The organism is Xanthomonas sp. 4461, assembly GCF_024806475.1.
Lineage (GTDB): Bacteria > Pseudomonadota > Gammaproteobacteria > Xanthomonadales > Xanthomonadaceae > Xanthomonas > Xanthomonas arboricola_F.
Genome location: NZ_JANTYV010000005.1, coordinates 184,095 through 210,868, shown reverse-complemented (window position 1 = coordinate 210,868; position 26,774 = coordinate 184,095). Strand labels below are relative to the sequence as shown.

23 protein-coding genes are annotated in these 26,774 nt (G+C 65.3%); 10 read left to right on the top strand and 13 right to left on the bottom strand.

Translation table 11 applies throughout. The annotated features are described in order from the left end of the window. Window positions 1-238 precede the first annotated feature (238 nt). Window positions 239-2,011: an expansin EXLX1 family cellulose-binding protein gene (locus tag FHY19_RS17790; RefSeq protein ID WP_259167529.1), complete on the top strand. Its 1,773-nt coding sequence runs from the start codon at window positions 239-241 to the stop codon at window positions 2,009-2,011. 409 nt (window positions 2,012-2,420) lie between these two features. Here FHY19_RS17790 and FHY19_RS17785 read toward each other — a convergent pair whose 3' ends face one another. Beyond that, complete coding sequence (locus FHY19_RS17785; RefSeq protein WP_259167528.1) at window positions 2,421-2,633, bottom strand: hypothetical protein; 213 nt, start codon at window positions 2,631-2,633, stop codon at window positions 2,421-2,423. A gap of 295 nt (window positions 2,634-2,928) precedes the next feature. Here FHY19_RS17785 and FHY19_RS17780 point away from each other — a divergent pair, with 295 nt between their 5' ends. After that, the gene (locus tag FHY19_RS17780) at window positions 2,929-3,699 is read left to right on the top strand and encodes a transporter substrate-binding domain-containing protein (RefSeq protein WP_259167527.1); all 771 of its coding nucleotides are present in this window, start codon (window positions 2,929-2,931) and stop codon (window positions 3,697-3,699) included. 121 nt (window positions 3,700-3,820) lie between these two features. Here the strand turns inward: FHY19_RS17780 and FHY19_RS17775 are convergent, their stop codons facing one another. After that, complete coding sequence (locus FHY19_RS17775; protein WP_259167526.1) at window positions 3,821-4,696, bottom strand: DMT family transporter; 876 nt, start codon at window positions 4,694-4,696, stop codon at window positions 3,821-3,823. 435 nt (window positions 4,697-5,131) lie between these two features. Between FHY19_RS17775 and FHY19_RS17770 the strand changes: the two genes are divergently transcribed. Further along, a complete protein-coding gene (locus tag FHY19_RS17770) occupies window positions 5,132-5,983 on the top strand; it encodes an MnmC family methyltransferase (RefSeq protein ID WP_259167525.1) in 852 nt (283 codons plus the stop codon). 66 nt (window positions 5,984-6,049) lie between these two features. After that, the gene (locus FHY19_RS17765; protein WP_259155430.1) at window positions 6,050-6,583 is read left to right on the top strand and encodes a hypothetical protein; all 534 of its coding nucleotides are present in this window, start codon (window positions 6,050-6,052) and stop codon (window positions 6,581-6,583) included. A gap of 155 nt (window positions 6,584-6,738) precedes the next feature. Here the strand turns inward: FHY19_RS17765 and FHY19_RS17760 are convergent, their stop codons facing one another. Further along, window positions 6,739-7,059: a hypothetical protein gene (locus FHY19_RS17760; protein ID WP_259155431.1), complete on the bottom strand. Its 321-nt coding sequence runs from the start codon at window positions 7,057-7,059 to the stop codon at window positions 6,739-6,741. A 305-nt stretch (window positions 7,060-7,364) separates the two neighbouring features. On the opposite strand from FHY19_RS17760, the gene FHY19_RS17755 reads away from it, so the two are divergent. Continuing rightward, window positions 7,365-7,910, top strand: a complete 546-nt coding sequence (locus FHY19_RS17755) for a hypothetical protein (RefSeq protein ID WP_259155432.1) — start codon at window positions 7,365-7,367, stop codon at window positions 7,908-7,910. Between the two features lie 186 nt (window positions 7,911-8,096). On the opposite strand, the gene FHY19_RS17750 is transcribed toward FHY19_RS17755, so the two are convergent. Continuing rightward, window positions 8,097-9,971: a GGDEF domain-containing protein gene (locus FHY19_RS17750; protein ID WP_259167717.1), complete on the bottom strand. Its 1,875-nt coding sequence runs from the start codon at window positions 9,969-9,971 to the stop codon at window positions 8,097-8,099. A 656-nt stretch (window positions 9,972-10,627) separates the two neighbouring features. On the opposite strand from FHY19_RS17750, the gene FHY19_RS17745 reads away from it, so the two are divergent. Both FHY19_RS17745 and FHY19_RS17740 read left to right on the top strand, forming a co-directional pair. Continuing rightward, the gene (locus FHY19_RS17745) at window positions 10,628-11,686 is read left to right on the top strand and encodes a DUF1615 domain-containing protein (RefSeq protein ID WP_259167715.1); all 1,059 of its coding nucleotides are present in this window, start codon (window positions 10,628-10,630) and stop codon (window positions 11,684-11,686) included. A gap of 160 nt (window positions 11,687-11,846) precedes the next feature. After that, on the top strand, window positions 11,847-14,171 hold the full coding sequence (locus FHY19_RS17740) for a S9 family peptidase (RefSeq protein ID WP_259167524.1): 2,325 nt from the start codon (window positions 11,847-11,849) through the stop codon (window positions 14,169-14,171). Between the two features lie 321 nt (window positions 14,172-14,492). On the opposite strand, the gene FHY19_RS17735 is transcribed toward FHY19_RS17740, so the two are convergent. Together FHY19_RS17735 and FHY19_RS17730 are read right to left on the bottom strand one after the other, a co-directional pair. Continuing rightward, window positions 14,493-16,463: a S9 family peptidase gene (locus FHY19_RS17735; RefSeq protein WP_259167523.1), complete on the bottom strand. Its 1,971-nt coding sequence runs from the start codon at window positions 16,461-16,463 to the stop codon at window positions 14,493-14,495. Window positions 16,464-16,616: 153 nt separating this feature from the next. Continuing rightward, complete coding sequence (locus FHY19_RS17730) at window positions 16,617-16,952, bottom strand: DUF3817 domain-containing protein (RefSeq protein ID WP_259155438.1); 336 nt, start codon at window positions 16,950-16,952, stop codon at window positions 16,617-16,619. A gap of 150 nt (window positions 16,953-17,102) precedes the next feature. Between FHY19_RS17730 and FHY19_RS17725 the strand changes: the two genes are divergently transcribed. After that, complete coding sequence (locus FHY19_RS17725; RefSeq protein WP_259167522.1) at window positions 17,103-17,726, top strand: YiiX/YebB-like N1pC/P60 family cysteine hydrolase; 624 nt, start codon at window positions 17,103-17,105, stop codon at window positions 17,724-17,726. A 378-nt stretch (window positions 17,727-18,104) separates the two neighbouring features. Beyond that, window positions 18,105-18,566 carry a DUF4126 family protein gene (locus FHY19_RS17720; protein ID WP_205393628.1) on the top strand — a complete coding sequence of 154 codons (462 nt, stop codon included), beginning with the start codon at window positions 18,105-18,107 and terminating at the stop codon, window positions 18,564-18,566. A 146-nt stretch (window positions 18,567-18,712) separates the two neighbouring features. Here FHY19_RS17720 and FHY19_RS17715 read toward each other — a convergent pair whose 3' ends face one another. From FHY19_RS17715 to FHY19_RS17695, 5 genes are all read right to left on the bottom strand, one after another. Then, on the bottom strand, window positions 18,713-19,108 hold the full coding sequence (locus tag FHY19_RS17715) for a VOC family protein (protein WP_259167520.1): 396 nt from the start codon (window positions 19,106-19,108) through the stop codon (window positions 18,713-18,715). Between the two features lie 91 nt (window positions 19,109-19,199). Beyond that, the gene (locus FHY19_RS17710; protein ID WP_259167519.1) at window positions 19,200-20,174 is read right to left on the bottom strand and encodes a glutathione S-transferase family protein; all 975 of its coding nucleotides are present in this window, start codon (window positions 20,172-20,174) and stop codon (window positions 19,200-19,202) included. 174 nt (window positions 20,175-20,348) lie between these two features. Further along, a complete protein-coding gene (locus FHY19_RS17705) occupies window positions 20,349-21,128 on the bottom strand; it encodes an SPFH domain-containing protein (protein WP_259155976.1) in 780 nt (259 codons plus the stop codon). Between the two features lie 191 nt (window positions 21,129-21,319). Beyond that, window positions 21,320-22,294 carry an XVIPCD domain-containing protein gene (locus tag FHY19_RS17700; protein WP_259167518.1) on the bottom strand — a complete coding sequence of 325 codons (975 nt, stop codon included), beginning with the start codon at window positions 22,292-22,294 and terminating at the stop codon, window positions 21,320-21,322. A 1-nt stretch (window position 22,295) separates the two neighbouring features. Beyond that, the gene (locus FHY19_RS17695; RefSeq protein ID WP_259155457.1) at window positions 22,296-22,940 is read right to left on the bottom strand and encodes a hypothetical protein; all 645 of its coding nucleotides are present in this window, start codon (window positions 22,938-22,940) and stop codon (window positions 22,296-22,298) included. Between the two features lie 390 nt (window positions 22,941-23,330). On the opposite strand from FHY19_RS17695, the gene FHY19_RS17690 reads away from it, so the two are divergent. Beyond that, entirely contained in the window at window positions 23,331-24,920 is a 1,590-nt protein-coding gene (locus tag FHY19_RS17690; protein ID WP_259155461.1) for an SDR family oxidoreductase, read from the top strand. 349 nt (window positions 24,921-25,269) lie between these two features. On the opposite strand, the gene FHY19_RS17685 is transcribed toward FHY19_RS17690, so the two are convergent. Together FHY19_RS17685 and FHY19_RS17680 are read right to left on the bottom strand one after the other, a co-directional pair. Then, the gene (locus tag FHY19_RS17685) at window positions 25,270-25,587 is read right to left on the bottom strand and encodes a hypothetical protein (protein ID WP_259167517.1); all 318 of its coding nucleotides are present in this window, start codon (window positions 25,585-25,587) and stop codon (window positions 25,270-25,272) included. A 153-nt stretch (window positions 25,588-25,740) separates the two neighbouring features. After that, window positions 25,741-26,661: a hypothetical protein gene (locus FHY19_RS17680; RefSeq protein WP_259167516.1), complete on the bottom strand. Its 921-nt coding sequence runs from the start codon at window positions 26,659-26,661 to the stop codon at window positions 25,741-25,743. Between the last annotated feature and the right edge of the window lie 113 nt (window positions 26,662-26,774).

Here is a 26,774-nt window from a genome sequence, read left to right as displayed (position 1 = left end):
CAGTGCAGCGTGTGGTTGTCATGCACCGACCAGCAGCCAGCGGCACACTCGCCATCCGGGACGACTATGCCGAGCCATATGACATTCGTGCGGCATCTCGCACAAACAGCGATCCCCATTCCAGTGCGGCAGTCTGCTTACGGTGCTGCGCACACTCCCGCCCGCTTCCTTGACTGCGCGCACGGACCGCATGCGGCAATAGCTGGTCTGCTGCGTAGCCGCCACCCAGGAGACTTCCATGCAATCGCGCACCCATCTATTGCTCGCCCTCGCGTTGCTCGCCCCCGTGAACGCACCGGCGGTGCAAGTCGATCCGCAGGGCCGACTCGTCGATGCGCACGGCCAGGCGCTGCAAATCCGCGGGGTAACCTGGCCCGGCTTTGATCGCACTGCGCTGGCCGCTGCCGGTTTGCGCGACAGCACGCTGACGCAGGTTCTGGATCAGATGCAGGCTGCCGATATCAATACCGTGCGTGTGCCGGTGTGCGCAGCGGCGCTGCAGGCCAGACCAGTGGCGGCGGCAGAGGTTGCCGGCGACCCGGCATTGCGTGGGCTGGATGCATCGCAGTTGCTCGATGCGGTGGTGCGTGCCGCCACCGGACGCGGGCTGCAGGTGATATTCGCATTTGCCGATGGCCGCTGCGATGACAGTGCACCGCAACTGGGCACGCAGCAGCAGACATGGATGCGCGGTCTGACCGGCCTTGCACATCGCTACCGCGACACCACCGGTGTCATCGGCATCGATCTTGGCAGCAGCGGATATCGCAATGCCAGTTGGGCAGGAAATGCCGCGGAGGCGGACTGGAATCGCATCGCATCGCGCGCGGCCGCCAGCGTGCTTGCCCAGGCACCACGCTGGGTGGTGGGCGTGGAAGGCGTAGGGAGCAACGTGGTGTGCAGCGACCCTGCACGCAAGGCCGCTGGCAGCAATCTGCAGCCGCTGGCCTGCGTGCCGCTACGTATCGCAGCGCGACATCTGGTGTTGATGCCGAAGCTGGCCGGCCCGGATCGCGACACGGTCGACGCGTTTGCAGCGCCGGACTTTGCGCAGCGGTTGCCTGCCACCTGGCAACGCGACTTCGGACAATTTGCGCGCGACCACGCCGTGGTCCCGGTCAGCATTGGCGGCGGTCTGGGCGATGGCGATCCGCGCGACCCGGCATGGCAAACCGCACTGAGCGCCTATCTTGCCAACACCGGATTGCGCAGCGCGGTTCTCGGCAGCTGGGAGGTGGGCAATGCCAACAACGGCGGCCTGCTGGCGCCAGACGGCAGCCCGCGCGCTGACAAGTTGCAGGTGCTGCACCAGGCCTGGGGCATCGCGCCGCCAGCCTTTATCGCCCCATCTGCAAAAAGTGCTGGTGCAAAGGACGTCAGCAAGGCCACGACCTGGGACAGCACCTTCACCGGCATCGCGACGTATACCGGCTCCGGATATTCCGGCGGTGCGCTGCTGCTGGATCCGATCCCGAGCACCGCGTTCATCACCGCACTCAACCCAACGCAGCTGAACTTCGGCGGGGTCAAGGCCGCGATGGCTGGCGCCTATCTGGAAGTGACCGGCCCCAAAGGCAAGACCACCGTGTATGTCACCGACCTGTATCCGGAAGGCGCGTCCGGTGGTCTGGACCTGTCGCATAACGCGTTCGCGGCGATCGGCAACATGGTGGACGGGCGCATCCCGATCAGCTGGAAGGTTGTGCGCGCACCGGTCACCGGCAATGTGCAGTACCGCATCAAGGAGGGCAGCTCACGCTGGTGGGCCGCGATCCAGGTACGCAACCATGCCTACCCGGTGGTCAAGTTCGAAGTAAAGCAAGGCACCACCTGGAAGAGCCTGCAGAAGATGGATTACAACCATTTCCTCGGCGAACAACTGGGCAACCAACCGCTGTCCATCCGCATCACCGATATCCGCGGCAAGGCGATCCTGGACACGATTCCGGCACTCTACGAAGACGGCAGCCACCCTGCGTATTTCCAGCCTGGCAGTGTGCAGTTTCCGTGATTCGGGATTTTGGATTCGGGATTCGCAGTGGCGTAATGCGTCGCTGGCACATCGGTCACGCGCAAGCGAGGAACTCAACGCGGTCTACGCTAGGCGAAACGATCAACGCCCCTCTCCTGTCGAGGCGAGGGCGTTGCTTGCGTCATTCGACCGGCAAGCCCTGAAGTGCCCGCGCCGCTGGCGCAGGCCCGAACGCCGAGTGGGGTTGTGAGTAAGAGAAAGGCGCAGAGCCTCGGCATGTGCATCGTCGGCCGGAGGCATTCATCTCTTCACGACGTCGTCTTTCAGGCAATGCGCCTTGAGCCAGCAACGTTGCAAACAGCGTCGCTGTACGGCATTCGTCTCCAGACAAGACACAGCTCGCTCGCCTCATGCAAACAGCACGACTGCGCAACTTGCCATTACGCCCTCACCCGCCGGCAAGACCACCGCCGACACGCCCCGGCAAGGCCTGATCGTCTTCCTCGTCGAGATTGCCCACCTCCTCGCGCAGGCCGCCTTGTTGCGGCACCTCCTCGACGGGGATCTCGTCGCCGTTCGTATCCGGATCCGGGGTGCCATGGACCGACATGGCAGCAGCAAAGCTGCTCATGGGGCGTGCAATGCGAGAGGTAAGGTGCATGACTGAGTCCGTGCGTTCGGGTGATGCGGCGACGCTAGGCCGGAAGGCGCTACCGGGTTGTGAGCCGGGCGGCGGGAGCCGTAACGCCATGTTGACGTCGCTCCGCGACGAGGCGCGGCGGCCACGCGTGGCACACGGAGCACCGCGTCGCCTATCGTTCATGTCAACACCGCTGTGACCGACAGCACGCAGCGCACCGGCACGGGGGCACCGCCTGCCACCGGCGACATCGCAACGGTCCAGCGCCGCCCGCCCGACCATCGCTATCATGCGTCCTCATCCCCGAGACCATGCCATGCGCTGTCGCATCCTGCTCGCACTTCTGCTGACCTGTGGTACCGCGCACGCTGCCACGCCGGTGTCTCGGCTGGATGCGGTGCTGCACGCCGGCGTCTTGCGTGTATGCACCACCGGCGACTATCGCCCCTATACGTTGTTGCGCGCCGACGGCAGCTTTGAAGGCAGCGATATCGCGCTGGCGCAATCGCTGGCCGATAGTCTCGGCGTGCGGACCAGTTTTGTGCGCACCAGCTGGCCGCAGCTGCTGCCCGACCTGCTGGCCGACCGGTGCGAGATTGCCGTTGGCGGTATTTCGGTGACCTTGCAACGGCAGCGCCAGGCCAGCTTCAGCGCGGTGCTGGATGTGGACGGCAAGATCCCGCTGGTGCGCTGCGCCGACCAGGCACGCTATCGCAGCGTTGCCCAGCTCAATCGCCCCGAAGTGCGCGTGATAGAACCGCCGGGCGGCACCAACGAAGCCTTCGCACGGCGCGAATTGCCGCGCGCGCAGCTGCGGCTGTTTGCCGACAACACCACCATCTTTGAGGAGCTGCTGGAGCGACGCGCCGATGTCATGATCACCGACGCATCCGAAGCTGTGTACCAACAGGCTCGCCTGCCTGGCCTATGTGCCATCGCACCCGAGCAGCCGCTGCAATACAGCGAGAAAGCCTTCCTGCTGCCACGCGATGACACCGCATGGAAAGCCTATGTGGACCAGTGGCTGCACCTGAGCAAGGCCAGCGGCGAGTATGTTCGTATTGTCGAGGCCTGGCGCAGGCCTTGATTCGGGATTCGGGATTCGGGAGTCGCAACAGCGCTGCTGCGCTCATGTCGCGACGCGCTGAAGCGCTTGCTCTTGTTCTTGCGAATCCCAGATCCCAAATCCCGAGGCGCACAGCGCCTGCCTAAACGATCTTGGTTCGCCGCCACCAGCGCGATACCTGTTCTTCGCGGATCAAGGTAAACAGGCCGGCGCCCAGGATCAGCGCGATGCCCACGCCCATCGGCCAGTCCAGATGGTCGTGGAACAGCAGGTAGCCGAACGCGATCGCCCATAGCATCTGGCTGTATTGCGTGGGCGCCACCACGCTGACCGGCGCCAGCCGCGTGGCGTACATCATGCAAATGGCCGCCAGCCCCGCAAGCAGGCCGTAACCGGCCAGCAGGCCCCATTGGTAAAGCGACGGCCAGACGAAGCTCGGCAGCATCAGGATGCCGCCCATCACCAACGGCCCGATCACGCCGGCCCCGTACAGCGTCAACCGTTTTTCGCTATGCCCGGCCATGCGCAGGGCGATCACCGAGATCGCACCGACCAGGCCGCACACGATCGCCGCCACATGGCCATGGGTGAGATGCCGAAACCCGGGGCGCAGTACGATCAGCACACCGATAAAGCCGACGATCACCGCCGTCCAGCGCCGCCAGCGCACTTCCTCTTTCAGAAACACCACCGACAGCACGGTGACGAAGATCGGCATCAGGAAGATCAGCGCAAACGCTTCGGCCATCGGCAAGGTGGTGAAGGCAATCACCGAGGTGAGATTACCGATGGCGCCGGTGAGCGCGCGCAGCAGCCACAATGCCGGCTGCTTAGCCACGACCAGTTCGCGCAGCTGGTCGTCGGGCTTCTTCAGGAACGGCACCGCCAACAGCATCAGCAAGGCACCGAGAAACAGCACCTCGTACACGGGCAGCGTCCCTTCGAGCAGCTTGACGAAGGCATCGCTGATCGAATAGGCCGCATAACACGCAAAACCGAGCAGCACACCTTTGAGCATCACGCGCCTCGTGCCTTCGATGACGCCCCACGCGGAAGGAGCGCGGGGAACGCAGCCATTATGCAGTGTGCGTGCGGCCTGCTGGCCGGATGATCCCGCTATTTCGTCCCAAGGCGCCCATGCCAGATCGTGCGAAGACGCCTGCCCTGAGCGCCTGGCCGTGGACCGTCGCCAGGCGTGCAGGGGCGCTCGCGCAAGACCGTACGTGAGCGAACCTGGGCGGAGCTCGCGCAAGGGCCGGCAGTCGTGGGGGCCTGGCGCGTCATCCCCGTCGTCGCAGGCCAGGCCCATCATCCCTGGGCAGGCACCGCGTGCAAGTCGCGCCGTTCCCCGCCAGAGCCAGCAAACGCTGCAATGTATCGCGCATGCATCACCACGTTTTTAACTCGTCGCCTCGTCGGTTACGATGCCGCCAAGCTCTTCCCCTGCGACCACGTGACCCACTACTCCGGACCGTTGCTCACCCTTCCCGATGCCCAGGCGCTGCTGGCCGCACGCAGCGCCGGCCTTGCCTCCTGGACCGGGTCGCTGGATCTGGGCCGCGGCAGCGATACCGTGCAGCTCGATGCACAGACATGGCAGTGGCGGGGCATGGGCTTTCCCTATCCGGGCAAGCTCAAGGACCGCACGGTGTATTTCTGGGGTGGCGACGATTTTGCGCCGATCTCGCGCTTCGGCAGTGCACTGATCAAACTGGTACCGACCGAATGGGGCGCGCCCACCTTCGAGATCGATGGCATCAAGATGCTGCCGTCTGCACAGATATCGCCGTTCGAAGATGCGCGCCGCAAGGTGGCGCTGGTGAACCCACGCGGCAAGATCGTGCTGGACACCTGCGGCGGCCTGGGGTATTTCGCGGCCTGCGCGCTGGAAGACGGCGTGGCGCAGTTGCTCTCCTTCGAAAAGAACGCGGACGTGCTGTGGCTGCGCACCCTCAACCCGTGGTCGCCGAATCCGGAGGCGGCCGATGCCGGCGGGCGCCTGCACCTCACCCATGCCGACGTATCGCAGCAGATCGCCACGCTGGCGGACGATTCGGTCGACGCCATCCTGCATGACCCGCCACGTTTCGGTATCGCCGGCGAGCTGTATTCGCAGGTGTTCTACGACCAACTGGCGCGCGTCCTGCGCCGCGGCGGGCGGCTGTTTCATTACACCGGCGCGCCCAACAGACTCACCAGCGGCCGCGATGTGCCCAATGAAGTGGCCAAGCGCCTGACCAAGGCCGGCTTTACCGCCCAGCTCGCGCTGGATGGCGTGCTCGCCACGCTGCCTGTGCGGCGCTAGTTTTCTGGCCCGGCCATGCCGCCGGGCCGATCTGCGATACTGCACCGCCCTCGACACGGACGTTGCATGCGCACGCATCTGGCCACCTTTTCTTTAGCTGCGTCGTTGATGGCGCTGTGCGCCCCGGCACGCGCGCAGACCGCGCCGGCACAGCCGATGTCGGAAGTCACCGCGCGGTATCCGGTAACCACCGCAACGCTGGCCGGGCGCCTGATCCGGCTGGGCGAACGCGATGGCAAATGCGCGGTCTTGCGCGACAACGAGGTGCTGCCACTGGGTGTGCATGCCCCCTGCTACTTCAGCATCGACCGCGAGCACGGCGCGCAGGTACATCACTTCAATGGCAGCGACATCGTGTTGGTGCAGCATGCGCATCCCACCGCGCGCGCAGATTGGGACGTCGCCCGCTATGGGCCGATCTGCGCGTTCGAATCGCAGTCGGTGCGCGAGGTCGACGGGGTGCTGGAGCCCGGCACCGTTGCCAGCTCCTGGCAGTGCGATCCCACCGCCGGCGCCGACCAGAAACAGTTCGTCTATAGCTACGACACCTGGCCCAAACGCAACCTGCAAAAGCCTGCGCGCAAGCAACGCACGCCATAACGACGACGGCATGCACGCGTACGGTGCGGCAGCGCGGCTGCCGCGTTCGCGTGCTGCATCGGTGAACAGCGTCCGCTCAACACATGCCTGCCTGCAGGCATGGACGAACGCACCACATCAAGCGCAGGCGACTATTTTCCGGACGACCACAGCGCTCACCGGCGCCTGCGGCGACACGCGCTCCACTCGGCGTAAGCGAACCAGACGATGAGGGCCAACAGCGTGCAGGTCAGTGCGGCATCCCAGCCGATGGAAATCCAGAACCGCTGCGGGTCGCTGTCGGCATGGAAGATCCTGGCCGGGCGGCCGCGGATGACGCTGACATAGCGCTGTCGGGCGATCGCCTCCAGCAGCAGCCATAGCCGTCCACAACATGCGATTGTCACCACCAGTACCACCGCGCGCACCAACCATGTCTGGAGGGCACGGTGCCCACGCGTGCGCGCCGGCGGAGAGACAGTGCGGGGCTTTTTCACCCGGGTGTCCAGGCAGCTGCGGGGCGCGCAGTGTACGTGAGCGATCGCGCGCGACACAGGCGTTGAGGGTTGTCTGCGCGGATTGAAGGCGATCGCACCGCCACTGAGCTGGTGTTGCAACGCATGGACAAGACGTGCGGCTATACTGCCGGCGCAGCGTACGCAACTGCGTGCATGGAAGGCTTCACGCTGCATTCGTCTCAAGGAAGATGGCCTGCACAACGCGATACCGATGTCCGGACGCTTCCTTGAGTTCCTGCGGGTTCGCCACTCGATGGCAACCGCGTTGTATCAAGGATCTCACTTTGAAGACGTTCACCACCCTGTTGCTGGTCTCCCTCAGCCTGTTGCTCTCTGCGTGCGGGGGCGGCGTCACGTCCGGCGCATCCAAGCTGTCTTCCAGCGATTACCTGCTGCACAACGTGTCGGTCTGGAATGGCGCGGTGACCATCATCGACCCGTGGGTGTCGGGCGAGCGCGGGCAGAGCCTGATCGCCGATGCCGTCGCGCACAAACCGCTGGGTGGGTACAAGACGGCGCTGGGCAGCCAACGCAAGGCATTGGCGGCCAATACGCAGGCCAATACCGCGGTGGCCTCGGGCGTGCCGGACAACGCCAAGGACCTGGACACCAAACTGTCGGCCTACCTCAAGAGCGCCGATACGATGATGGCCGCGCTGGAACGCGTCGCCTCCCTGCCCGATGGCTACACCAATGCCGAGCTGGAGCCCTTGGCCAAGGATCTGGAATCGGTCTCCAACCAGCTCAATACCGACATGGAAGCCTTGAATACCGCACAGCGCGCATATTCCGCCGAGCACAAGATTCCGCTGCAGCAAGCCCGCCAGTAACATCTGCGGCCATCGCTCGCCCGCTCAGGCCATGCCGACCTGTCCGGGCGACCGAGTTAGCAACGGGCCGGTCCCGGTCCGTGGGGTGATGCGCGGGTCCGGCACGAACGCCGGCCGCGTGCACCACTCACCGAGCGCATCGCGCCTGCAGCGCCGCTCACAGACTGCCCGTCGCATGCCAGCGGCTCAGCACACCGCCCATTGATCGCGCCCTGCAGTCTTGGCGGCGTACAGGGCCAGATCGGCCTGGCTCAACAGCACGTCCAGTCCTGCCGCCGGGGTCACGCTCACCGCGCCCATGCAAAAGCGCACCGGCCGCTGTGCGGGCAAGCCGGGAATCTCGATCGCCGCCACCGCATTGCGCAACCGGGCAAACACCGCTGGAATTTCGTCCACACCGCAGCCCGGCAGCACCAGCAGGAATTCTTCGCCGCCCAGTCGGCCCAGGCGGTCGTGGCCGCGCAACGCCAGCTGCGAGGCGCTGGCCAGCGCCTTGAGCACCGCATCGCCACTGGCATGGCCGTGCACATCGTTGATCAGCTTGAAGTGATCCAGGTCGATCAAGGCCAGCATGCAGGGCGTGTGGGTGCGCAAGGCATGGTCGATCTGTTGCTGCGCCTCGGCGCGAATGGCGCGGCGGTTGGGCAGGCCGGTGAGTTCGTCGCGCATGGCCAGCCGCGAGAGTTGCCGGCGATGGCGTGCGACAAATGCCAGCACGATCAGCGCGCCCACCAGCAGCAGGCAGGCGGCACAGAGCGCGATCCACAAGGCGCGCTGGCCGGCTTCGCGTGCCTCCAGCGCCAGCTGCGCGGTTTCGCTGCGACGGCGCAACTCGGCGTTTTCCGCTTCGCGCCGGGCATCTTCATAGCGCGCCTGCAGCCGCAGCATCACTGTATCGCGCTGGCGGTCCAGGTTCTGCGCGCGCAGCGCGTTGGCGCGCTGCAGCTGCTGGTAGGCCTCGGCATGGCGCCCTTCCACCGCCAGCGCCTGGGCGATGGCATCGACCAGCTCCGCACGTCCACTCAAGCTCAGGTTCGGGTCGTCGGCCGCCTCGGCCGCGACGATCGCGCTGCCGAGACTGGGCGATTTCAGTGCGGTCAAGGCCTGCAACAGGATCGCGTGGCAGGCGGCGACCCGGCCGATATTTCCCTGCGCCTGCATCAACGGCAGCGCCTCGCGCGCCATGGCCAGCGCCGCCGCTGCATCGCCGGTCTTGATCAAGGCTTCGCTGGTGCTGGTCAGCGCTGCGGCCACGCCGGCCTGATCCCCCAGCTCGCGGCTGAGCGCCAGCGCGCGCCGGAAGTGCAGCAAGGCGGCGGACGGTTGCTGCAGTGCCAGCGCGCTGCCGTATTCGTATTCGATCAAGCTGCGCTGAAAGCGTGCCGGCTGGTCGTGCAGGCGCGCCAGGGCACGTTGCAGATAATCCTGGGCGTCGTTGTCGTCGACCACCCGGCCTGCGACGCGGCTGGCCAGCGACCCCAGCTGGGTCAGGCCATCCAGCTCCAGGCCAAGCAAGTGTTCGCGCGCGGCGCATTGGTAACTGGCCTGCGCCGCACTCCATGCCTCGTCGCTGCTCCCGGAGGCCAGCATGCTCCACATGTCGACCGCTTCGATCTCGCACAACAGATCGCTGCGCCCCAGCGCGCGCGCCTGCTGACGCAAGCCGTTCAGCCGCGCCACCATGCTGCGGTTGGGGTTTTCGCGCACGTCGCTGAGCGCCTGCACGATGTCCAGCCATAGCCGCGCCTGCGCCGCATTGCCATGCAACTGGTCCAGCAGGCCGTGGGCCTGGGTGAGCGCGGCCTGGCGCGCATCGCTGTCTTCCAGCGAGATCAGCACGCGCGCCTGCGCCAGCAGCGCCCAGAACTGCGCATCGCGGTCGCCATCGGCGCGGGCCTGCTGCAACGCACGCTGGGCGATCCGCAACGCCTGCATCGGGTCGTCGAGCGTGGCCGATTCGATGGTCTTCCAGGGCTGCGGCTGCGCCCAGGCCGTAGCGCTCACCAACAGCAACAGGCAGGCAGCGAGCAGGCGGCGCCAGGCGATCGCAGGCATGCTCAGCGCCCCCTCACTGCGAGGGGGGGCCACACCGCATGCACACGCTTGCCACCGCACTGCACCTGACCTGGCCGGGGCTGGCTGTTTGCTGCGGCATCTGAAGGCACTCCCGTGGTCGGACAGCGGTGGAATCGCGCGAGCTGCACGGCAATGCGCGTGCTCGATGGCATACGGCTGCAAGGATGACCTGTGGAAGCGGCCGAGGCCGTGACAAGCTTTCATGGTCGAGCCCGTTATCGGCCGGAATATGCAAGTCTTGAATCGGGTGGATGAAGCGGTTGGCCGCGCCGGGTTGTCTGCATGCGGGGCCAGCAGGCCGTCGCGTCTCATGACGCGGCGGCTTTGCGGATCGGCGGGCGGTGGACGACGCTTGCTCGCGTCGCCTCGCTCTGCGGCGCCGCGTGGCGTGTAGCGGAGGCCGGTCACGTGCTGTCGATCGATGCGGGCTTGCCGCAGCACCCAGCGCACAGACACTTCGAGCGCCAGCACCACGCCACCGCCGTATCGCCGCGATCGGGATATGCGCGGCGCAAACCTGCCTTGCCCGACCGCCCATGACGGACGCCACGGCGCAGCCACGTAAACTTCGGCACGGCAGCTGCCGCCCCTGATCGTCTGGAGAAGCCGTGACCTTGCCCCTGCACCGCCTGCTCACCCTGATGGCCGTCGCGCTGCTGTCGGCCTGTGCCACCCAGGCACCGCGCGCGCCGCAACGCTCGCCGGAGGCAGTCAAGGCCGATATCGCGCGGCGCCTGCCGGCCAGCCTGCCCGACCGCACGGGCTGGGCCAACGATGTCTACGTCGCGCTGTCGTCGCAGGCATTGGACACCAGCGCCGATCACATCTGTGCCGTGCTGGCGGTGACCGAGCAGGAGTCGACCTACCAGGCGAACCCGGTCGTGCCCAATCTCGGCAGGATTTCGCGCGCGGAGATCGACCGCCGCGCCAGCGCGCACCACATCCCGGGCTTCATGGTCGATGCCGCCCTGCGCATCCCCTCGCCGGATGGCCGCAGTTATGCCACCCGTATCGCCGCAGCGCGCACCGAGCAGGAGCTGAGCCGCATCTTCGAAGACTTCACCGGCAGCGTGCCGCTGGGCGCGCGGCTGTTCGACGGGCTCAATCCGGTGCACACCGCCGGGCCGATGCAGGTGAGCATCGCGTTTGCCGAACAACATGCCGCGCGCTACCCGTACCCGCCCGACAGCTCGATCCGCCACGAGGTGTTCAGCCGCCGCGGCGGGTTGTGGTTCGGCACCACCCATCTGCTGGGCTACCCCGCCAGCTACGACGCGCTGCTGTACCGCTTTGCCGACTTCAACGCAGGTTGGTACGCCAGTCGCAATGCCGCCTTCCAGGCCGCGCTGAGCAAGGCCAGCGGGATCGCGCTTGCGCTGGACGGCGACCTGCTCACGCCCGGCGCCAGCCTGGAGGCACCCGGCGGCACCGAACGCGCCGCACGTGCGCTGGGCAGCCAGCTGGCGATGAGCGACCGGCAGCTGCGCCGCGCCCTGGAAGCCGGCAACGCGGCCGATTTCGAAGACACCGAGCTGTATCGCCAGGTATTCGCACTGGCCGAGCGCAGTGCCGGCAAGCCGCTACCGCGTGCCGTGCTGCCCGGCATCACCCTGGACAGCCCCAAGATCACCCGCACGCTGACCACTGCCTGGTTTGCGCAGCGGGTCAACGAGCGCTGGAAGCGCTGCATGGGCAAGTAGCCGCGGGTGCCGCGGGCCGCGCGGCAACGACGGCACCACGCCTGACACCTTCGTTCCGCAGCAAGGCACGACGTTTGGCAGGGTCGCTTGCCCTGCCCGCACACGTAGCATGCGAGGTTGCACCGCCGTTGTCGGCGCGCACCCTTTTGATGAGGTCCACATGCCTACACCGTTGCCGTTGCGCCACCTGCTCCCCGCCCTGATGACCGCCCTGCTGCCCGCCGTGGCCAGCGCGCAGGCAGCGGGCGTGACCGAAGCCGATTACGCGCGTGCCGAGCGCCTGATCTACTACGCCGCGCAGCCGCTGGTGGACCACGCCGCCACCCGCATCGACTGGCTGGACGCCACGCATATGGTCTATGTCGATCACGATGCCAAGGGCAACCGGCTGCTGCAGCTGGATACCACCACCGGCAAGACCGCACCGATCTTCAAGCAGTCCGCGCTGGTCGCCTCGCTCAATACGCTCCTGAAGACCGGCGACAAGCCGCTCAAGGCCGACACCTTCGCGCCGGTGGTCAAGGTCACCGCCGATGGCCGCTACCGCCTCAACGTGCGCGATACCGCCGTGGTCTGCGACGCGCGTGCGCGCTGCAGCAAGCTGTATGCGCAGGACAAGCCCGAACCGGGCGTGCTGTCGCCGGACAAGCGCAGCGAGGCCTTCATCCGCAACTGGAACCTGTGGGTGCGCGATCTTGCCAGCGGCCAGGAGACCCAGCTCACCCGCGACGGCGTGGAAAATTTCGGCTATGCCACCGACAACGCCGGCTGGCAGCACAGCGACAACGCCATCGTTGCGTGGTCGCCGGACTCGCGCAAGATCGCCACCTTCCAGCAGGACCAGCGCAAGACCGGCGACATGTACCTGGTCAGCACCAAGCTCGGGCATCCGGAACTGCAGGCGTGGAAATACCCGCTGGCCGGCGACAAGGACGTGACCATGATCGAGCGCGTGATCATCGACGTGCCCAGTGCCAGCGTGGTGCGGCTGAAGATGCCAGCGGACCAGCACCGCTCCACGCTGTGCGACGACGTCAGCTGCTCGCCGGGTCTGTGGGATGACGTGAAATGGGCGCCGGACAGCAAGACCCTGGCGTTCGCCTCGACCTCGCGCTTCCACAAGCAGGTCTGGCTGCGTATCGCCGATGCCGGCACCGGCGCGGTCCGCACCGCCTTCGACGAAACCGCCAAGACCTACTACGAGAGCGGCCAGGTCGCCGCCAACTGGGCCTACCTGCCCGGCAGCAACGAGGCGGTGTGGTTCTCCGAGCGTAGCGACTGGGGCCAGCTGTATCTCTACGACCTGGCCACCGGCAAACCCAAGCGCGCCATCACCACCGGCGAAGGCAATGTCACCGAATTGCTGCGCGTGGACCCGGTGACGCGCACGGCGTGGTTCGTCGGCGTCGGCCGCACGCCGGGCGTGGACCCGTACTACCAGCAGCTGTGGAAGGTGAGCCTGGACGGTGGCGAGCCGGTGCTGCTCACGCCCGAGGTCGCCGACCACAGCATCGCGCTATCGCCCGATGGCGCCCGCTTCGTCGATACCTATTCCACCTCGGTCACGCCGCCGGTGAGCGTGCTGCGCGATGCCGCCGACGGGCGCACGCTCAGCACCATCGCCACCGCCGACATCTCCCGCCTCAAGGCCGCCGGCTGGGTACCGCCGGAGCCGATCACGGTCAAGGCGCGCGACGGCAAGACCACGCTATACGGGCTGATGTTCAAGCCCAGCAACTTCGACCCGGCACGCAAGTACCCGGTCATCGATTACGTCTATCCCGGCCCGCAGACCGGCTCGATCCGCAGCCGCAGTTTCCTTGCCGGCCATGGCGACAATCAATCGCTGGCGGAGCTGGGCTTCATCGTGGTCGCCATCGACGGCATGGGCACGCCTTGGCGCTCCAAAACCTTCCACGACACCTGGTACGCCAACATGGGCGACAACACCCTGCCCGACCAGGTGGCGGCGGTGAAGGAACTCGGCCAGCGCTACCCGTGGTTCGACACCAGCCGCGTCGGCATCTGGGGGCATTCGGGCGGCGGCAATGCGTCCACTGCCGCGATGCTGCGCTACCCGGAGCTGTTCAAGGTGGCCTGGTCGGAAAGCGGCAACCACGACAACCGCGGCTACGAGGACGACTGGGCCGAGAAGTATCACGGCGAACACATCGTCAACAAGGATGGCAGCTCCAACTACGACGACCAGGCCAACGCCACCCACGCCAGCAAGCTCAAAGGCAAGCTGATGCTGGTGCACGGCACGCTGGACGACAACGTGCCGCCGTACCTGACCTTGCTGGTCGCCGATGCGCTGATCAAGGCCAACAAGGACTTCGACATGCTGATGCTGCCCAACGCCAAGCACGGCTACGGCGAGCTCACTCCCTACGTCGCCCGCCGCCGCTGGGACTACTTCGTGCAGCACCTGCTCGGCGCCACCCCACCGGCGCAGTATCAAATGAAGCCGATGCCGGAGAAGTAAGCGACGCTGCAAGCGGCATCGTCGGCCATCGACGGTGCCGCGCTATCGATCAGTTGAACCGGGAGTGCGGAGAAAGCGGCGATGCAGCTGGCCTGCGCCGTCGTGCAGCATCGGTCCCGGGCAACACCAGACCCCCCAAGAACCGTAGGAGCGGACCCGGCCGCGACGCCTTACCCGCGCACGCAAACGCCGCAACACCGCATAGCAAGAGCTGCAGGCGCGCGCACACCGCGATTGACGCATCAAGCTGCATGCACCATCACCGCAGGCACGCTCCGATCACACATTCCATTAGGCAACACCTGATGGAACGCCAACCCCTTACTTCGCAGTCCCGCCCCCCAGCTGCTTGCTCAAGAACGCCAGCAAGTGCGTGTAATACTCGCGCCGATGCGCCTCGGTATAGAAGCCGTGGCCCTCGTTGGGGAAGTACAGCGACTCCACCGGCACACCGGCCCCCTTCAACGCGCGCTCCATGGCCTTGGTATGTTCGATCGGTGCGCGCTCGTCCTTGCCGCCGGCCGCCAGAAACACCGGCACCTTGATCTGCCGTGCCAGCGTCACCGGCGAGCGCGCGGCCAGGGTGTCGCGTGCGCCCAGCCAATCGACCGTCCAGTTCCTGGCCCAGCGCGCGGAGCGCCCGGTATCGCGCGCCATCATGTCCAGATCGTAGACACCCACATAGCCGGCCGCGCAGCGATACAGCGCCGGCTCCTTGGCCACGCCCATCAGCGCCGCATACCCGCCGTAGCTGGCGCCATAGATGCAGATGCGCGATGCGTCGGCAATGCCTTCGCCGATGGCCCAGCGGGTGGCATCGGTGACATCGTCCTGCATGCGTCCGCCCCACTCTTTGGCACCGGCCTGGGTGAACGCGTAGCCGTAGTTCGCCGAGCCACGGTAGTTGACGCGCAGCACCGCGTAACCGGCTGCCGCCAGCAGCTGGGTGTCGTCGTCGAATTCCCACTTGTCGAAGATCCCGAACGGACCACCATGCGGCATCACGATCAACGGTCGCCGCGTGCCGGCTTGCGCATGCAATGGCTGGGTGAGATAGCCATGCAGCAACAGGCCATCGCGCGCCTTGAAGCTCACCTGCCTGGTCGCCGGCACGCCATCGGGCGCAAACCATTCGCGGCGGCTGAATACCCGGTCGGCCTTCTTGCTGACCGTGTCGAACAGATAATAATCACCGTTGTTGCGATCGCTCCACACATACACCAGCACCAGGCGGCGGTCGCTGGTGGCCGAGGTGATATAGACCGCGTTGCCGTCGAAGGCCTTTTCCAGACTGCGGTACAACCTGGCGGTAGGCGACGTCTCGTCGAAGAAACGATTGCGCACGCGATCGCTCATGTACGACGCACCGATCGGCGTGGTGCCATCCAGATCGCGCAGGATGCGGTATGGGTCCACGGTATCGTCGTGCAACAGCGGTGTCGTCTTGCTGGTTGCCGGGTCCCACGCTACCAGCACGTCTGTACCGGCCGCCTGCTCCACCTGCAGATACGCACGGCTGCCATCGGCGGAAAACCCCAGCGGAAACTGGCGCTGTTTGCTGCTGGCCGCATCGTTGATCAGCCGCCACGGCGCATCGTCGCTGTCGCGGTAATACAGCTTGCTGACATTGCTGATGTCCAGGCCGTTGGCAAAGCGGATACGCCCTTGCTGATCGGTCACAAATCCTGCCCGGCGTACCGGCGAGGTGGCCACGGTCGTGCGCCGGCCGCTCTGGATGTCCAGCTTGTCGATGCGGACGTTGGGATCGCCCACGAACGGAACCGCCGACACCAGGATGTTGCGCGCGTCGCCCGGCAAGGTATCCAGCATGTAGGTGGCCGGGTCCAGGTCCATCTTCAACTGTGCGCCGTTGATGTCCGGGTTGGTGCCGTACGGGCTGGCCAGCAGACGAGCATTCTTCCCGTCGGCATCGATGGCATGCAGCTGGCCGATTGCCACCGGCTCGTCGCGCGAGCCCAGCCGCTGCGCCATCGACACCACGATGCGCTCATCGCTGGCCCACCAGAAATCGTCCACCACGCTGTTGACGCCGCCGGTGACCTTGGCCGTGGCTACCTTGCCCTCGCGCCGCACGATGCCCAGCACGGTGCGATCTTCCAGCGGCATGGTCAGTGCGAAGTACGCACCGGACAGCGAAATCTTGATCCGCTCGAACTGATCGCTCTTGAGATACGGCACCAGATCCACGCTCTCCGGCGCGCCCTGCGCGTATCCCGGGCTCGCCACTCCCCACGCCAGCACACTCAGCACGCCCATCATCCAGTCACGCATATCGCCCCTACGATCTGTCCTTGAGAGGCGCATGGTGGCAAACGAGCGCTGCCGCGTCCATGGCCCCAATCATCGCAATCGGCGATGGGGCATGCCTGCGATTGGCTGGCGTGATGCGCTCGACCCTGCTGTGGCCGATGCGCATGCACCACCTCAACCCACGGACGGCGACCGCGGGCCAAGCAAACCGATGCGCCGGAACCATAGTTCCAGCGGCACCGTCACCAGCGGCGGCAGCGCGGCCAACAGGCTCAGCGCCCACGCCCACCAGGGCCAGCGCAGCCGCAACGCGGCAAGCACGCTGACCGCCACATAGAACAGGAAGGCCGCGCCATGCAGGCGCCCGAACAGCCACACCACCAGCTCGGTGGTATGGGTGCCGTACTTGAGCAACATGCCGAGCAACAGCCCGGCCCAGGTCAGCCCTTCGAAAAAGGCGGCGGCGGCAAACAGCCGGCCAATCGGCGACAACGCAGAAGAAGCACGCATGCAACACTCCAGACGGACAGGGATTGCCGCGACGCGATGGCGGCGGCGACGCCCGCTGGCCACCGCATTCTACAGAGCGCATCGCGCACCAGCCGCCCGCTGTCGTTCCTGGCGATAATGGTGGCCCCCTGCACCACCTGCCAGCCTTCCATGCGCATCCTCCTTTTGCTCGCCGTAGTTGCCTTGGCGCTGCTGCCAGCAACGTCCATCGCCGTCCAGCTCCAGGACGGCGACCTGTTGTTCGTCACCGCCGCCCGCACCGGCCTGAGCGGCGCCATCGACGATGCCACCGCCAAACAGGACGCACCCAGCTTCGATCACGTGGCGCTACTCGCCCATGACGGCACGCAACAGGTGCTGCTGCACGCAGACGAACAAGGCTCGCGACAGCAGCCCCTGCAGGCATTTGTCGAAGACGCCAACGCCAAGCATCGGCAGATCCATGTGTACCGGCTGGACGCAGCACAGCGCAGTGCGATCCCCGGTGCCATCGCGCAGGCACGGCGCATGCTGGGGAAGCCTTACAACCAGACCTACGTGCAGGACGACAACAGCTACTACTGCTCGGACTTCATCGAACGCGCCTTTCGCGCACAGCACGTCTTCGCACTGCAACCGATGAACTTCAAGAACCTGCAGACCGGAAAGATCTCGCAGTACTGGACCGACTTCTACCGCAGCAAGGGCATGGACGTGCCGCAAGGCCTGCCCGGCACCAACCCCAACGATATGGCGGCCGCTCCCGTGCTGGCGTATGTCGGCCGTTTGAATTGATGCGCGGAAATGCCGACGAAAACAGGCGCCTGTTTCGCCAGTAACCTGGTGCAGGCGCTGCATGCAAGACGGTATCCGTCGCTGCAGCTGGAGGTGCTCAACGACGAAGATCACCTGAGCGCGGCATCCCCCATGGGCCGACGTTCCTGTTGGGCACCAAGATCTCCTGAGTGCAGTGCCGCTCGCCTGGCTGCGCGGCGCAAGCCGATGCCTCCCCGGCGGCGCATCGCGCAGGCGTATCCAGCGCCCGCCAATGCACCGCATGCACAAGCTCTTGCCAACGCCCATACATGCGCCGTCCTAGTGTGTGCACATCCATACAGCGTGCCGCACGCAGCGCATTCCGCCTGCGATGGGTGAGCACATGCAGAGGTGTACATGGCCTTGATTCATTCCATCCTGATGAGCGCCGTCGCCGGCATGCGCTCGATGACCCCGCTGGCCGCAGTGGCCAACGCTGCGCGTACCGGCAAGCTGCCTGCCGACAACGGCGCACCGGCGCTGCTGGCCAATCCGCTGGCATCGGCCGGCATGCTGGCGCTGGCCGGTGGCGAGCTGGCAGGCGACAAGATGAAGACCGCGCCCGACCGTATCGTGCTGCCCGGCATGATTGCGCGCATCGCGACCGGCGTCATCGTCGGCACTGCGCTGGCTCCGCGCCATCAGCGCGGCGTGGCGGCACTACTTGGCGCGACCACCGCAGTGGCGGCCGCCTATCTCACGTTCAACGTCCGCATGCGTGCGATTGAGCGCTACGGCCAGACCAGCACCGGCGTGGTCGAGGACGCGATCACGGTGGGCGCGGCGACGCTGATCATGCGCGACGCGGCCAAGCACTAGCGCGACACTCCGGAGTCTGGCCCCATCAGCTAACGCAGCCGCGTCGCCCGCGCCGCGGCAACCGCCATTCCACTGTCGCCACTGCGCAGCAAAAGGACGGCGCCTGGTCGCGCTGCGGCGTATCGCAACAGCGCAGTGATCACAACTTACGCAGGCCGATAGATCGCACAGAGCTTGTTGCCATCCGGGTCGCGCACGTAGGCCAGCCAGACCGGCCCCATGCGACTGTCACGCACGCCTGGTGGCTGCTCGATGGACACGCCGCCTGCCGCCACGGCGGCATCGTGAAAGGCCTGTACTTGCTCGGGCGAACTGCAGGTAAACCCGACAGTGGCACCATTGCCACTGGTGGCCGGCGCATCGTTGATCGGCTCGCTGACGGCGAAGGTACTGCCGGCGTGGCGGTAGAACAGGCGCACATGACCGGAGCCGGCGGGGTTGACCAATGGCTCGGCGGCACCGAGGACGCCGCCGAGCACCGCGTCGTAGAACTGCCTGGATCGCGCAATATCGTTCGATCCCACCATCACATGATTCAGCACTTACCGCTCCTGTTCGTATCGAAGGCGCCCAGCTTAGTCCATGCCCTGCGGCAGCGTGCCTCAGCGCTGCCGCAAGCGGCGGGCAATTGCATCAGCCACCACGCCCATGCGGCGCCTGCAGATCCAGCAGCGGCCCCAGCGGCACGATGCCGGTGGGGTTGATCATGTCGTGGCTCTGGTAGTAATGGTGCTTGATGTGCTGGAAATTCACCGTCTCTGCGATCCCCGGCATCTGGTACAACTCACGCAGGTAGCCGGACAGCTGCGGATAGTCGGCAATGCGCCGCAGGTTGCATTTGAAGTGGCCCACGTAGACTGCGTCGAATCGCACCAGCGTGGTGAACAGACGCCAGTCCGCTTCGGTGAGCTGATCGCCGCATAGATAACGCTGCCGGCCCAGACGTGCATCGAGCCAATCCAGGCTTGCGAACAACGGCAGCACCGCCTCTTCGTACGCCGCCTGCGTGGTGGCAAAACCTGCCTTGTACACTCCGTTGTTGACGGTGTCGTACACGCGCGCGTTGATCTCATCGATCTGCTCGCGCAGCGGTGCCGGGTAGAAATCGCCGGCCGCAGCACCGACCGCGTCGAAGGCGCTGTTGAACATGCGGATGATGTCCGCCGACTCGTTGCTGACCACCGTGTTGCGCTCGCGATCCCACAGCACCGGCACCGTCACGCGCCCGGTGTAACGCGGATCGGCGTTGAGATACACCTCGTACAGGCGCTTGGCGTGGTGAATCGGATCGGCTATCACGCCCGGGGCAGGGTCGAACGTCCAGCCCTGATCGCGCATCAACCAGTTCACCACCGACACGTCGATCATCGACTCCAGCCCTTTCAGGCGCCGGAAGATCAGCGTGCGATGCGCCCACGGGCAGGCCAGCGACACGTACAGGTGATAACGCCCGGGAGCCGCCTGAAAGCCGCCCTCCCCGTGCGGGCCGGGGCTGCCATCGCGCGTCACCCAATTGCGGAACTGCGATTGCGAGCGCTCGAAACGCCCGCCGCTCTTGTCGGTGTCGTACCAACTGTCCTGCCACTTGCCGTCGACCAACAGGCCCATGCTGCATTCTCCGCTACACCAGTAGGCCGCAACCCTAGCCCAGCCGATTTGGAGAGTGCGTGAGTGGGCCTGTTGGGTGAGCAACCGCGATCAGCCATCTGCGCTGCAAGATCGGAGATCAACGACTGCAAGGCAACAGCGGCATCCTGCACTGCATGCGGCCAGCAACGCGCGCTATCTGGCAATCACCGAAGTGCCGGAAGGCACCATGTAGCAGGCCTGCGCTTTCTTGCACGCCTCTGCATTGAGTTCGGCGATCTGGCTGGCCAGATATTGTTCCGGGGTCAGCCCCATGCGATTGCGGTACGCATTGTCGGCATCGGCCTTGGCGACCTGCTCCTGTTCACGCTGCCGCTCGGCCGTGGTGGCCTCGACGAGCGTCTTGACCCGCTGCTGCTGGGCGGCGGTCAGGTTCATCTGCTGCAGGACATCCGGGTTGGGACGCGCGCGACCCAAGGTGATGTTCTGGATCTCGATCGGCAGCTGCTGCTCCTTGACCAGGGCGCGAACGTTCTGCGTCACCGAATCGTCGATTTTTCTGGCGGTATCGGGATCGCTCATCATCTTGGTCATGTCATAGCGCTTGACCTGGTCGCGCACGATGGATGCGTATTGGCTGGCGACATTGTTCTTGAACCAATCCTGCCCGAAGCCGGACAACAACACTGCCGGTGCGGTGATCCGGTACTGAATCTGCGTGGAGAAATCCAGCAGGATATTGTCGCTGGACGAAAAGTCGTCGAAGGCCACCTGCACGGTCTGCGGCGTCACATCCACATAGGTGGCGGATGTAGTCAGCCACGCATACGTCCGACCCGGGTCACGCACGTCGTCAAGGCGGATTCCGCCTTTACCGAACAGCATCGGCTTATCCACCAACACCGCTTTCTGACCCGGGTCGGGCGACACCACCGTACACGCACACAGCAAGCCGGCCAGCCCACTGGCAAGCATGGAAGTCTTCATCGATGTCCCCTGAATGTCCGGGCGCCTATGCGCCCGGTGGGTGAAAGACTACCCAATCGTCCAGGCGATCGCACCCCTGCGCTCGGCATGGGATCTGCTCAAAGAGCAGATCCCCGTAACCGGCTCACCCTCACCTCGTTCCATCAATCGCGGCGGCCGCCTTGCCAGAAGAACCCGTCTCACGTCATCCGGTGCTGCGGTGCAATCGCTTGCTCCCGCAGTTGCTCCTGCTGCTGTGACTGCTGCTGCGTTTCGCCCAAGGACTGCAGCTGCGCCAAGGAGTGGGCGACGGGCTGCGCGATCGCATCACCGGTTCTCATGTGCGCCATCTTGTGCGCTGGATCGTTCAGAGCTCCCTCCACAACAAACACGTTCTCGCCTTGCCGCGCCGTAGCCGTGTTTTCGCTCAATACAACATGATCGATCCGCGACAGCCCGTGCTCCCTGGCCAAGGACGCGGAGCTGGCCGCCAGGCGTGCGCTATTTTCGTCGTACTCCCTGCCAAGCCCTTGCTCAAGGCGGCGCACTGCCTCCTCGGCCTGGCGATGCAGCGGGTCTATCGGCTTGCCATCAGCAATCAGGCGACCGGTATCGGCCTGTGTCTGGTTATCGGACAAGATGAGTTGCCACAGGTCCCGCTCAGGCTTGGGGTGTCGCACCTCCCTGTTCAACTCACTCTCCGGAAACGGCGCCTTGAGATTCTGAATTTCAGGCTCGTTATGCAGCACCTTCGGCTCGCCTTCATAGCCTTTGATGCCTCCGAGAACGGTCTGGCGATAAAGGCCAGCATGATTCAATGCGGCCCAGCTGAAGTCGACACACGAGTTGGAAAACGTGTCGTATCTCATGTCGAAGCCGTGCTTTGCAGGGTCGACTGCAAACTCTCGGATCCTGTCGTACTGATCCTTGCTGATTTCCATCGTTCTTGCGTAATAAGGATCTTTATAAGACTCAACGTCTTCCGCTGAAACTCTGCCAACGCCGCTCTTCTGGAAGTCGTGGCGAGGTTCAAACCCGAAACTATTAAAGTTATCTTTACCTATATCATTGGTTGCAAGAAACATGTGGCCGGTAAACGATGTTCCGCCAGCTTTCAGCGGCGTCCCTGGCGAAGCCAGATAGATCGTTAATGTATAGCGCTCTTTTTCTTCCATGTTATTTCGCCTTACTTGCATAAGCGAGCAGCAGCTCAACAGTTCGACCCTTGAAATGCGGGTGATCTTCAAGAAGCTCAAGTGTCAATCGATAGTGACCGGGTGCAGGATGATGTGCTTCTGCTAGCAAAAGCACACTGTAGTACTTTCCATCCCGCATAAGCCCAGCGTCGCGAAGCATTGACTCATCAACGCCGCTCCAGGTCACGCCAGCCACATGCCCGTCCGCATCCAGGGGGACATCGGTTCCAGGACGGGGCCCGTTACGATAAAGGGGTATTCGCGCCCAACTGCTGCCGTTTAGAGCGTGAAGGGTCGCTCGAGCGGAAAGTTTTGCTTCCACCAACTGATCAGATGGTTCAAGTAGCGCAGCACCTTCATCGGCCTGCAAGCGAATTGCCACCTTAAGCAATGGCGAAGCTCCGAGGCGAGGCGGCGGAAGATCAAACTCCAGATCCGCGATCGTGCCGGCCTTGTCCAGGGCAACGGAGCGCGTTAGTGGGACCACAGTTCGCTTCGCGGCCGCTTCGCGGCTGATCGGGGGCGCCGGATTCGACTGCTCTGGAGCAGCGCCGCACGCAGCCAATCCCGTCATCGCCGCGACAAGGGCAAACCGACAAAAATACTGAAGCGCAAATGCTGGCATGGCGGGTCCTTCCTGTCTGGACGTGGTGTGGGTCTCCCACAGAACCGTGTTGCCGGCCCCATGTCCGGCCGATTCTAAAGGGTGCCAGCGCGCCGATGAGGGAAACCAGGCACCCGCATGCGGCATCAATACACCTGGTTGGCAGCAACAGCCGGCCCCTGCACCTCCGGGGCTATCGTTGCCACCCGTTGCTCTGGCGTCGCGGCGGCAACTCGGCCCCTACACCCCCATCGATTGGCGCCACGGCCCCACAATCGGCGAAAATGCCTGCGCTGCGGCCGATCGCTTGCCCAGCCGGCAGCCTGCCACCGTTTTCGCCGGCCCCCTTCCCGCTTTCTGGCAGCCGGCCGCCCCCGCCACGCCCCTGTACCGCTTCTTTCCGGATCTAGCTTGAACACCACTGCCCCGCCCTTGCCCGCCAACGACGACCTGCCGCTCACCGACCGCCTGCGCGCGGCGCTGGATCTGCTGGAGGCCATCGAGGCCGACCGCAGCGTGCTCGACACCCTGCCCGAGGCCGACCGCGTGCGCCTGCACCAGGTAGTGGCCAAGGTCTATCACCCCGAGCCCAAGGCGCGGCGGCAGTTGCTCAAGCAACGCGAGCGCGAGCGGCATCAGGAAAAGGTGCGCAAGGCCGAGGCGCTTCTCGAGCAGCGCGGCATCCGCGCGTTGCGGCGCAAGCCGGTGTTCAGCACGCCAAACTTTTTCCCGCCGCATGCTGCCGGTCTGCACGACGCGCATAACGGCCAGAACGCATCCGCGACGCCGGAGCCGCTGCATTCGCCCGAACTGCGGCACTGCTACGTGTGCAAGCAGAAGTTCACCCAGCTGCATCACTTCTACGATCAGATGTGTCCGGCTTGCGCCGAGCTGAATTTCTTCAAGCGCACCGAAACCGCCGACCTGCGCGGTCGCGTGGCGTTGCTGACCGGTGGACGGGTCAAGATCGGCTATCAAGCGGGCCTGAAGCTGTTGCGCGCCGGTGCCGAGCTGATCGTCACCACGCGCTTCCCACGCGATTCGGCCGCGCGCTACGCGCAAGAGCCGGATTTTGCGCAGTGGGGCCATCGCTTGCAGGTCTTCGGCCTGGATCTGCGCCACACCCCCAGCGTGGAGGCGTTCTGCAGCCAGTTGCTGGCCACGCGCGAACGGTTGGATTTCATCATCAACAACGCCTGCCAGACCGTGCGCCGCCCGCCGCAGTTCTACGCGCACATGATGGCCAACGAAACCGCCGCGCTGGATGCACTGCCGGACACCGTCCAAAAGCTCGTTGGCCATTACGAAGGCCTGCGCACGCCCGAGCCATTGCGCGACGCCTCGGCCACCGCACTGCCGGCCGTACACGGGCGCGGCCTTGCCGATGCCGATGGCCTTACCCGCGCCGCCGAGCTGTCGCAGGTCGCGCTGCTGGACGACGAGCTGGTCGGGCAGGAGCACCTGTTCCCCGAAGGCCGTCTCGATCAGGATCTGCAGCAGGTCGACTTGCGCGGTCGTAATTCCTGGCGCCTGCTGATGGCCGAAGTGCCATCGGTCGAGTTGCTGGAAACGCAGCTGGTCAACGCCATCGCGCCGTTCATCATCAACGCACGCCTCAAGCCGCTGATGCTGCGCACACCCGAGCGCGACAAGCACATCGTCAACGTCTCGGCGATGGAAGGCCAGTTCTACCGCAACTTCAAGACCACCCGTCACCCGCATACCAACATGGCCAAGGCCGCGTTGAACATGATGACGCGCACCTCGGCGGCCGATTATCAAAACGACGGCATTCACATGAACAGCGTCGACACCGGGTGGGTCACCGACGAAGATCCGGCCGACATCGCCGCGCTCAAGGTGCAGCAGGAGCGTTTTCACCCGCCGCTGGACATCGTCGACGGCGCTGCCCGCATCGTCGACCCCATCATCCACGGCTTCAATACCGGCGAGCACGTGTGGGGGCAGTTCCTGAAGGATTACGCGCCGACGGATTGGTGAGCGGTTCGACTGCCGGCACGCGTCGCGTCGATGCGATGCGATGCGATGCGTGCCGGCACACCACATCAACAGACGCCGATTGGAAATGAGAAGTCGTATTGCTTGGGGGGATGGGCATCCACCGCAATATGCAGTTGCGACACGCGGCCGTCGTCAGTGCGCCCTGCCCGCTCGCCGACAGGGAATCCGCCACGGCAGCATGGTGAGGGCACACCGACGATGCCGGCTTCAAGACGAACGCCTTATGCCGAAGACTGGCGCAATCGCAGGCCTGCAGGACCAACGGAGCGCCGAGGGACGCGCAGCAACTGCGCTACCGCTCACATCGCATGCGCCCAACCGGCAGCGCTCAGCGACGCAACCGCAGCGCATCCTTGTTGGCCTGCGCCCTCGCAAGCACATTGGCCGCCACGATGACCTCAGGCAGCTCCTGTCGGAATGCGTCAACCTGCTCGGCAGGCACCTCGCCTGCAAAGCTGCCCCCGTCGAAGACCGGCCTGGCCTTCATGAAGAACCCGTCGCGCCCTTGTACGACGAAGTTGAAGCAAGCCTGCCACCGCGGATCGGGATTGCCCGTCAACTCGACAATCACCTTGATGCTGGAGCGCCCCGTGCTACCGGGCGCGACGGAGACGGCTCGCGCCGTGATCTGGTTCCCACTGTTCATGGCCGCGATGATCGGCCCCGGCCTGTCGGTGCACCGTGATCCACTAAACCGCTCAAGTACCGAAAGAGCACCTTTGCTCGCCTGCCGACCGCTCACGAACCCGGCATTGACGCCGGACGTCAGCCTGGATCGCCACTCTCGCGCAGCGCTGGCTCAATAGCGCAGCGCCTCCGCCGGTGGTGCCACCGGCGCAAACCGCGCCTTGCTGAAGTCATGCAGCAGCCGAGCCGCCTGCTCGCCCTCCTCGGGACAGCGCCGGAAATCGCTTTTGCACAATCGATACAGGCAGCCGCCCCGCGCGTACACCAGGTCGCCGCCGTCCCAGTCGGCCCAGTCGGTCCCGGGCAGGTCCACCAGCACGACGCCCTCGCGATCCAGTACGCGGTGATCCAGCGCATACCAGGCGTCGTTGCGGGTCCCCACCGCATGCAACGCCGATTGCAGTCGGCGCCCGCCACTGCCGTCCTTCTCCCACACGCGTGGCCGCGCAAAGCGATAAAGCACTCCGCTTCGCAAACCGCCGCGTTGGCCCTCACCGGTGTCGATCGTTCGCCAGCCATCGCGCTGCCGCAACATGCTGTCGATCGGCTCGTCTTCGCCACCGCCCGACCATTGCCCGACTGGCCGCACCGTCATCCCGTGCTTCAGACCGAAGCCGGTCGGCAACGGAAACGGCTCGCGGCCTGCCTGCGGGCGATGATTCAACAGCAGCGTCTGCTCGTCCTCGAACACGCCGCCACCACCCCACGCGTCCCCTTTAGGCCACAGCGCCAGCGCGGTGAAGAACGGCGGGCGCGACAGCGCAGTCCAGGTTCCGAAATCGCCCTTGTGCTTGGCCGCGAAATACACCAACAGCCGCCCCGACGGCGACAGATCGCAACGCCGTTCGTAGATACGGCCCTTGAACCATTGCCCGTGGGCAAACGTATCGGTACGCAAGTCCCAGGCGATCAACTGCACCTGCTTGCTGGGCCCGCGCCGGAAGATCACACCGCTTCCCCCGTCGCGCGCCAGTAGGGCATACAGCCGCGTAGCCGGGGTGAACCTGTCTTCCATCTGCGATGTCGATGGCATCTGCATCCTCCGTGGATTGACGTTGCTCCCGCACCGGTGCAGTTCAGCCACATCTGGCTGCAGGCAGCATGTATCGCAGCCGCCGCACGGTGTCGTGCCGATTATCGAGCCCA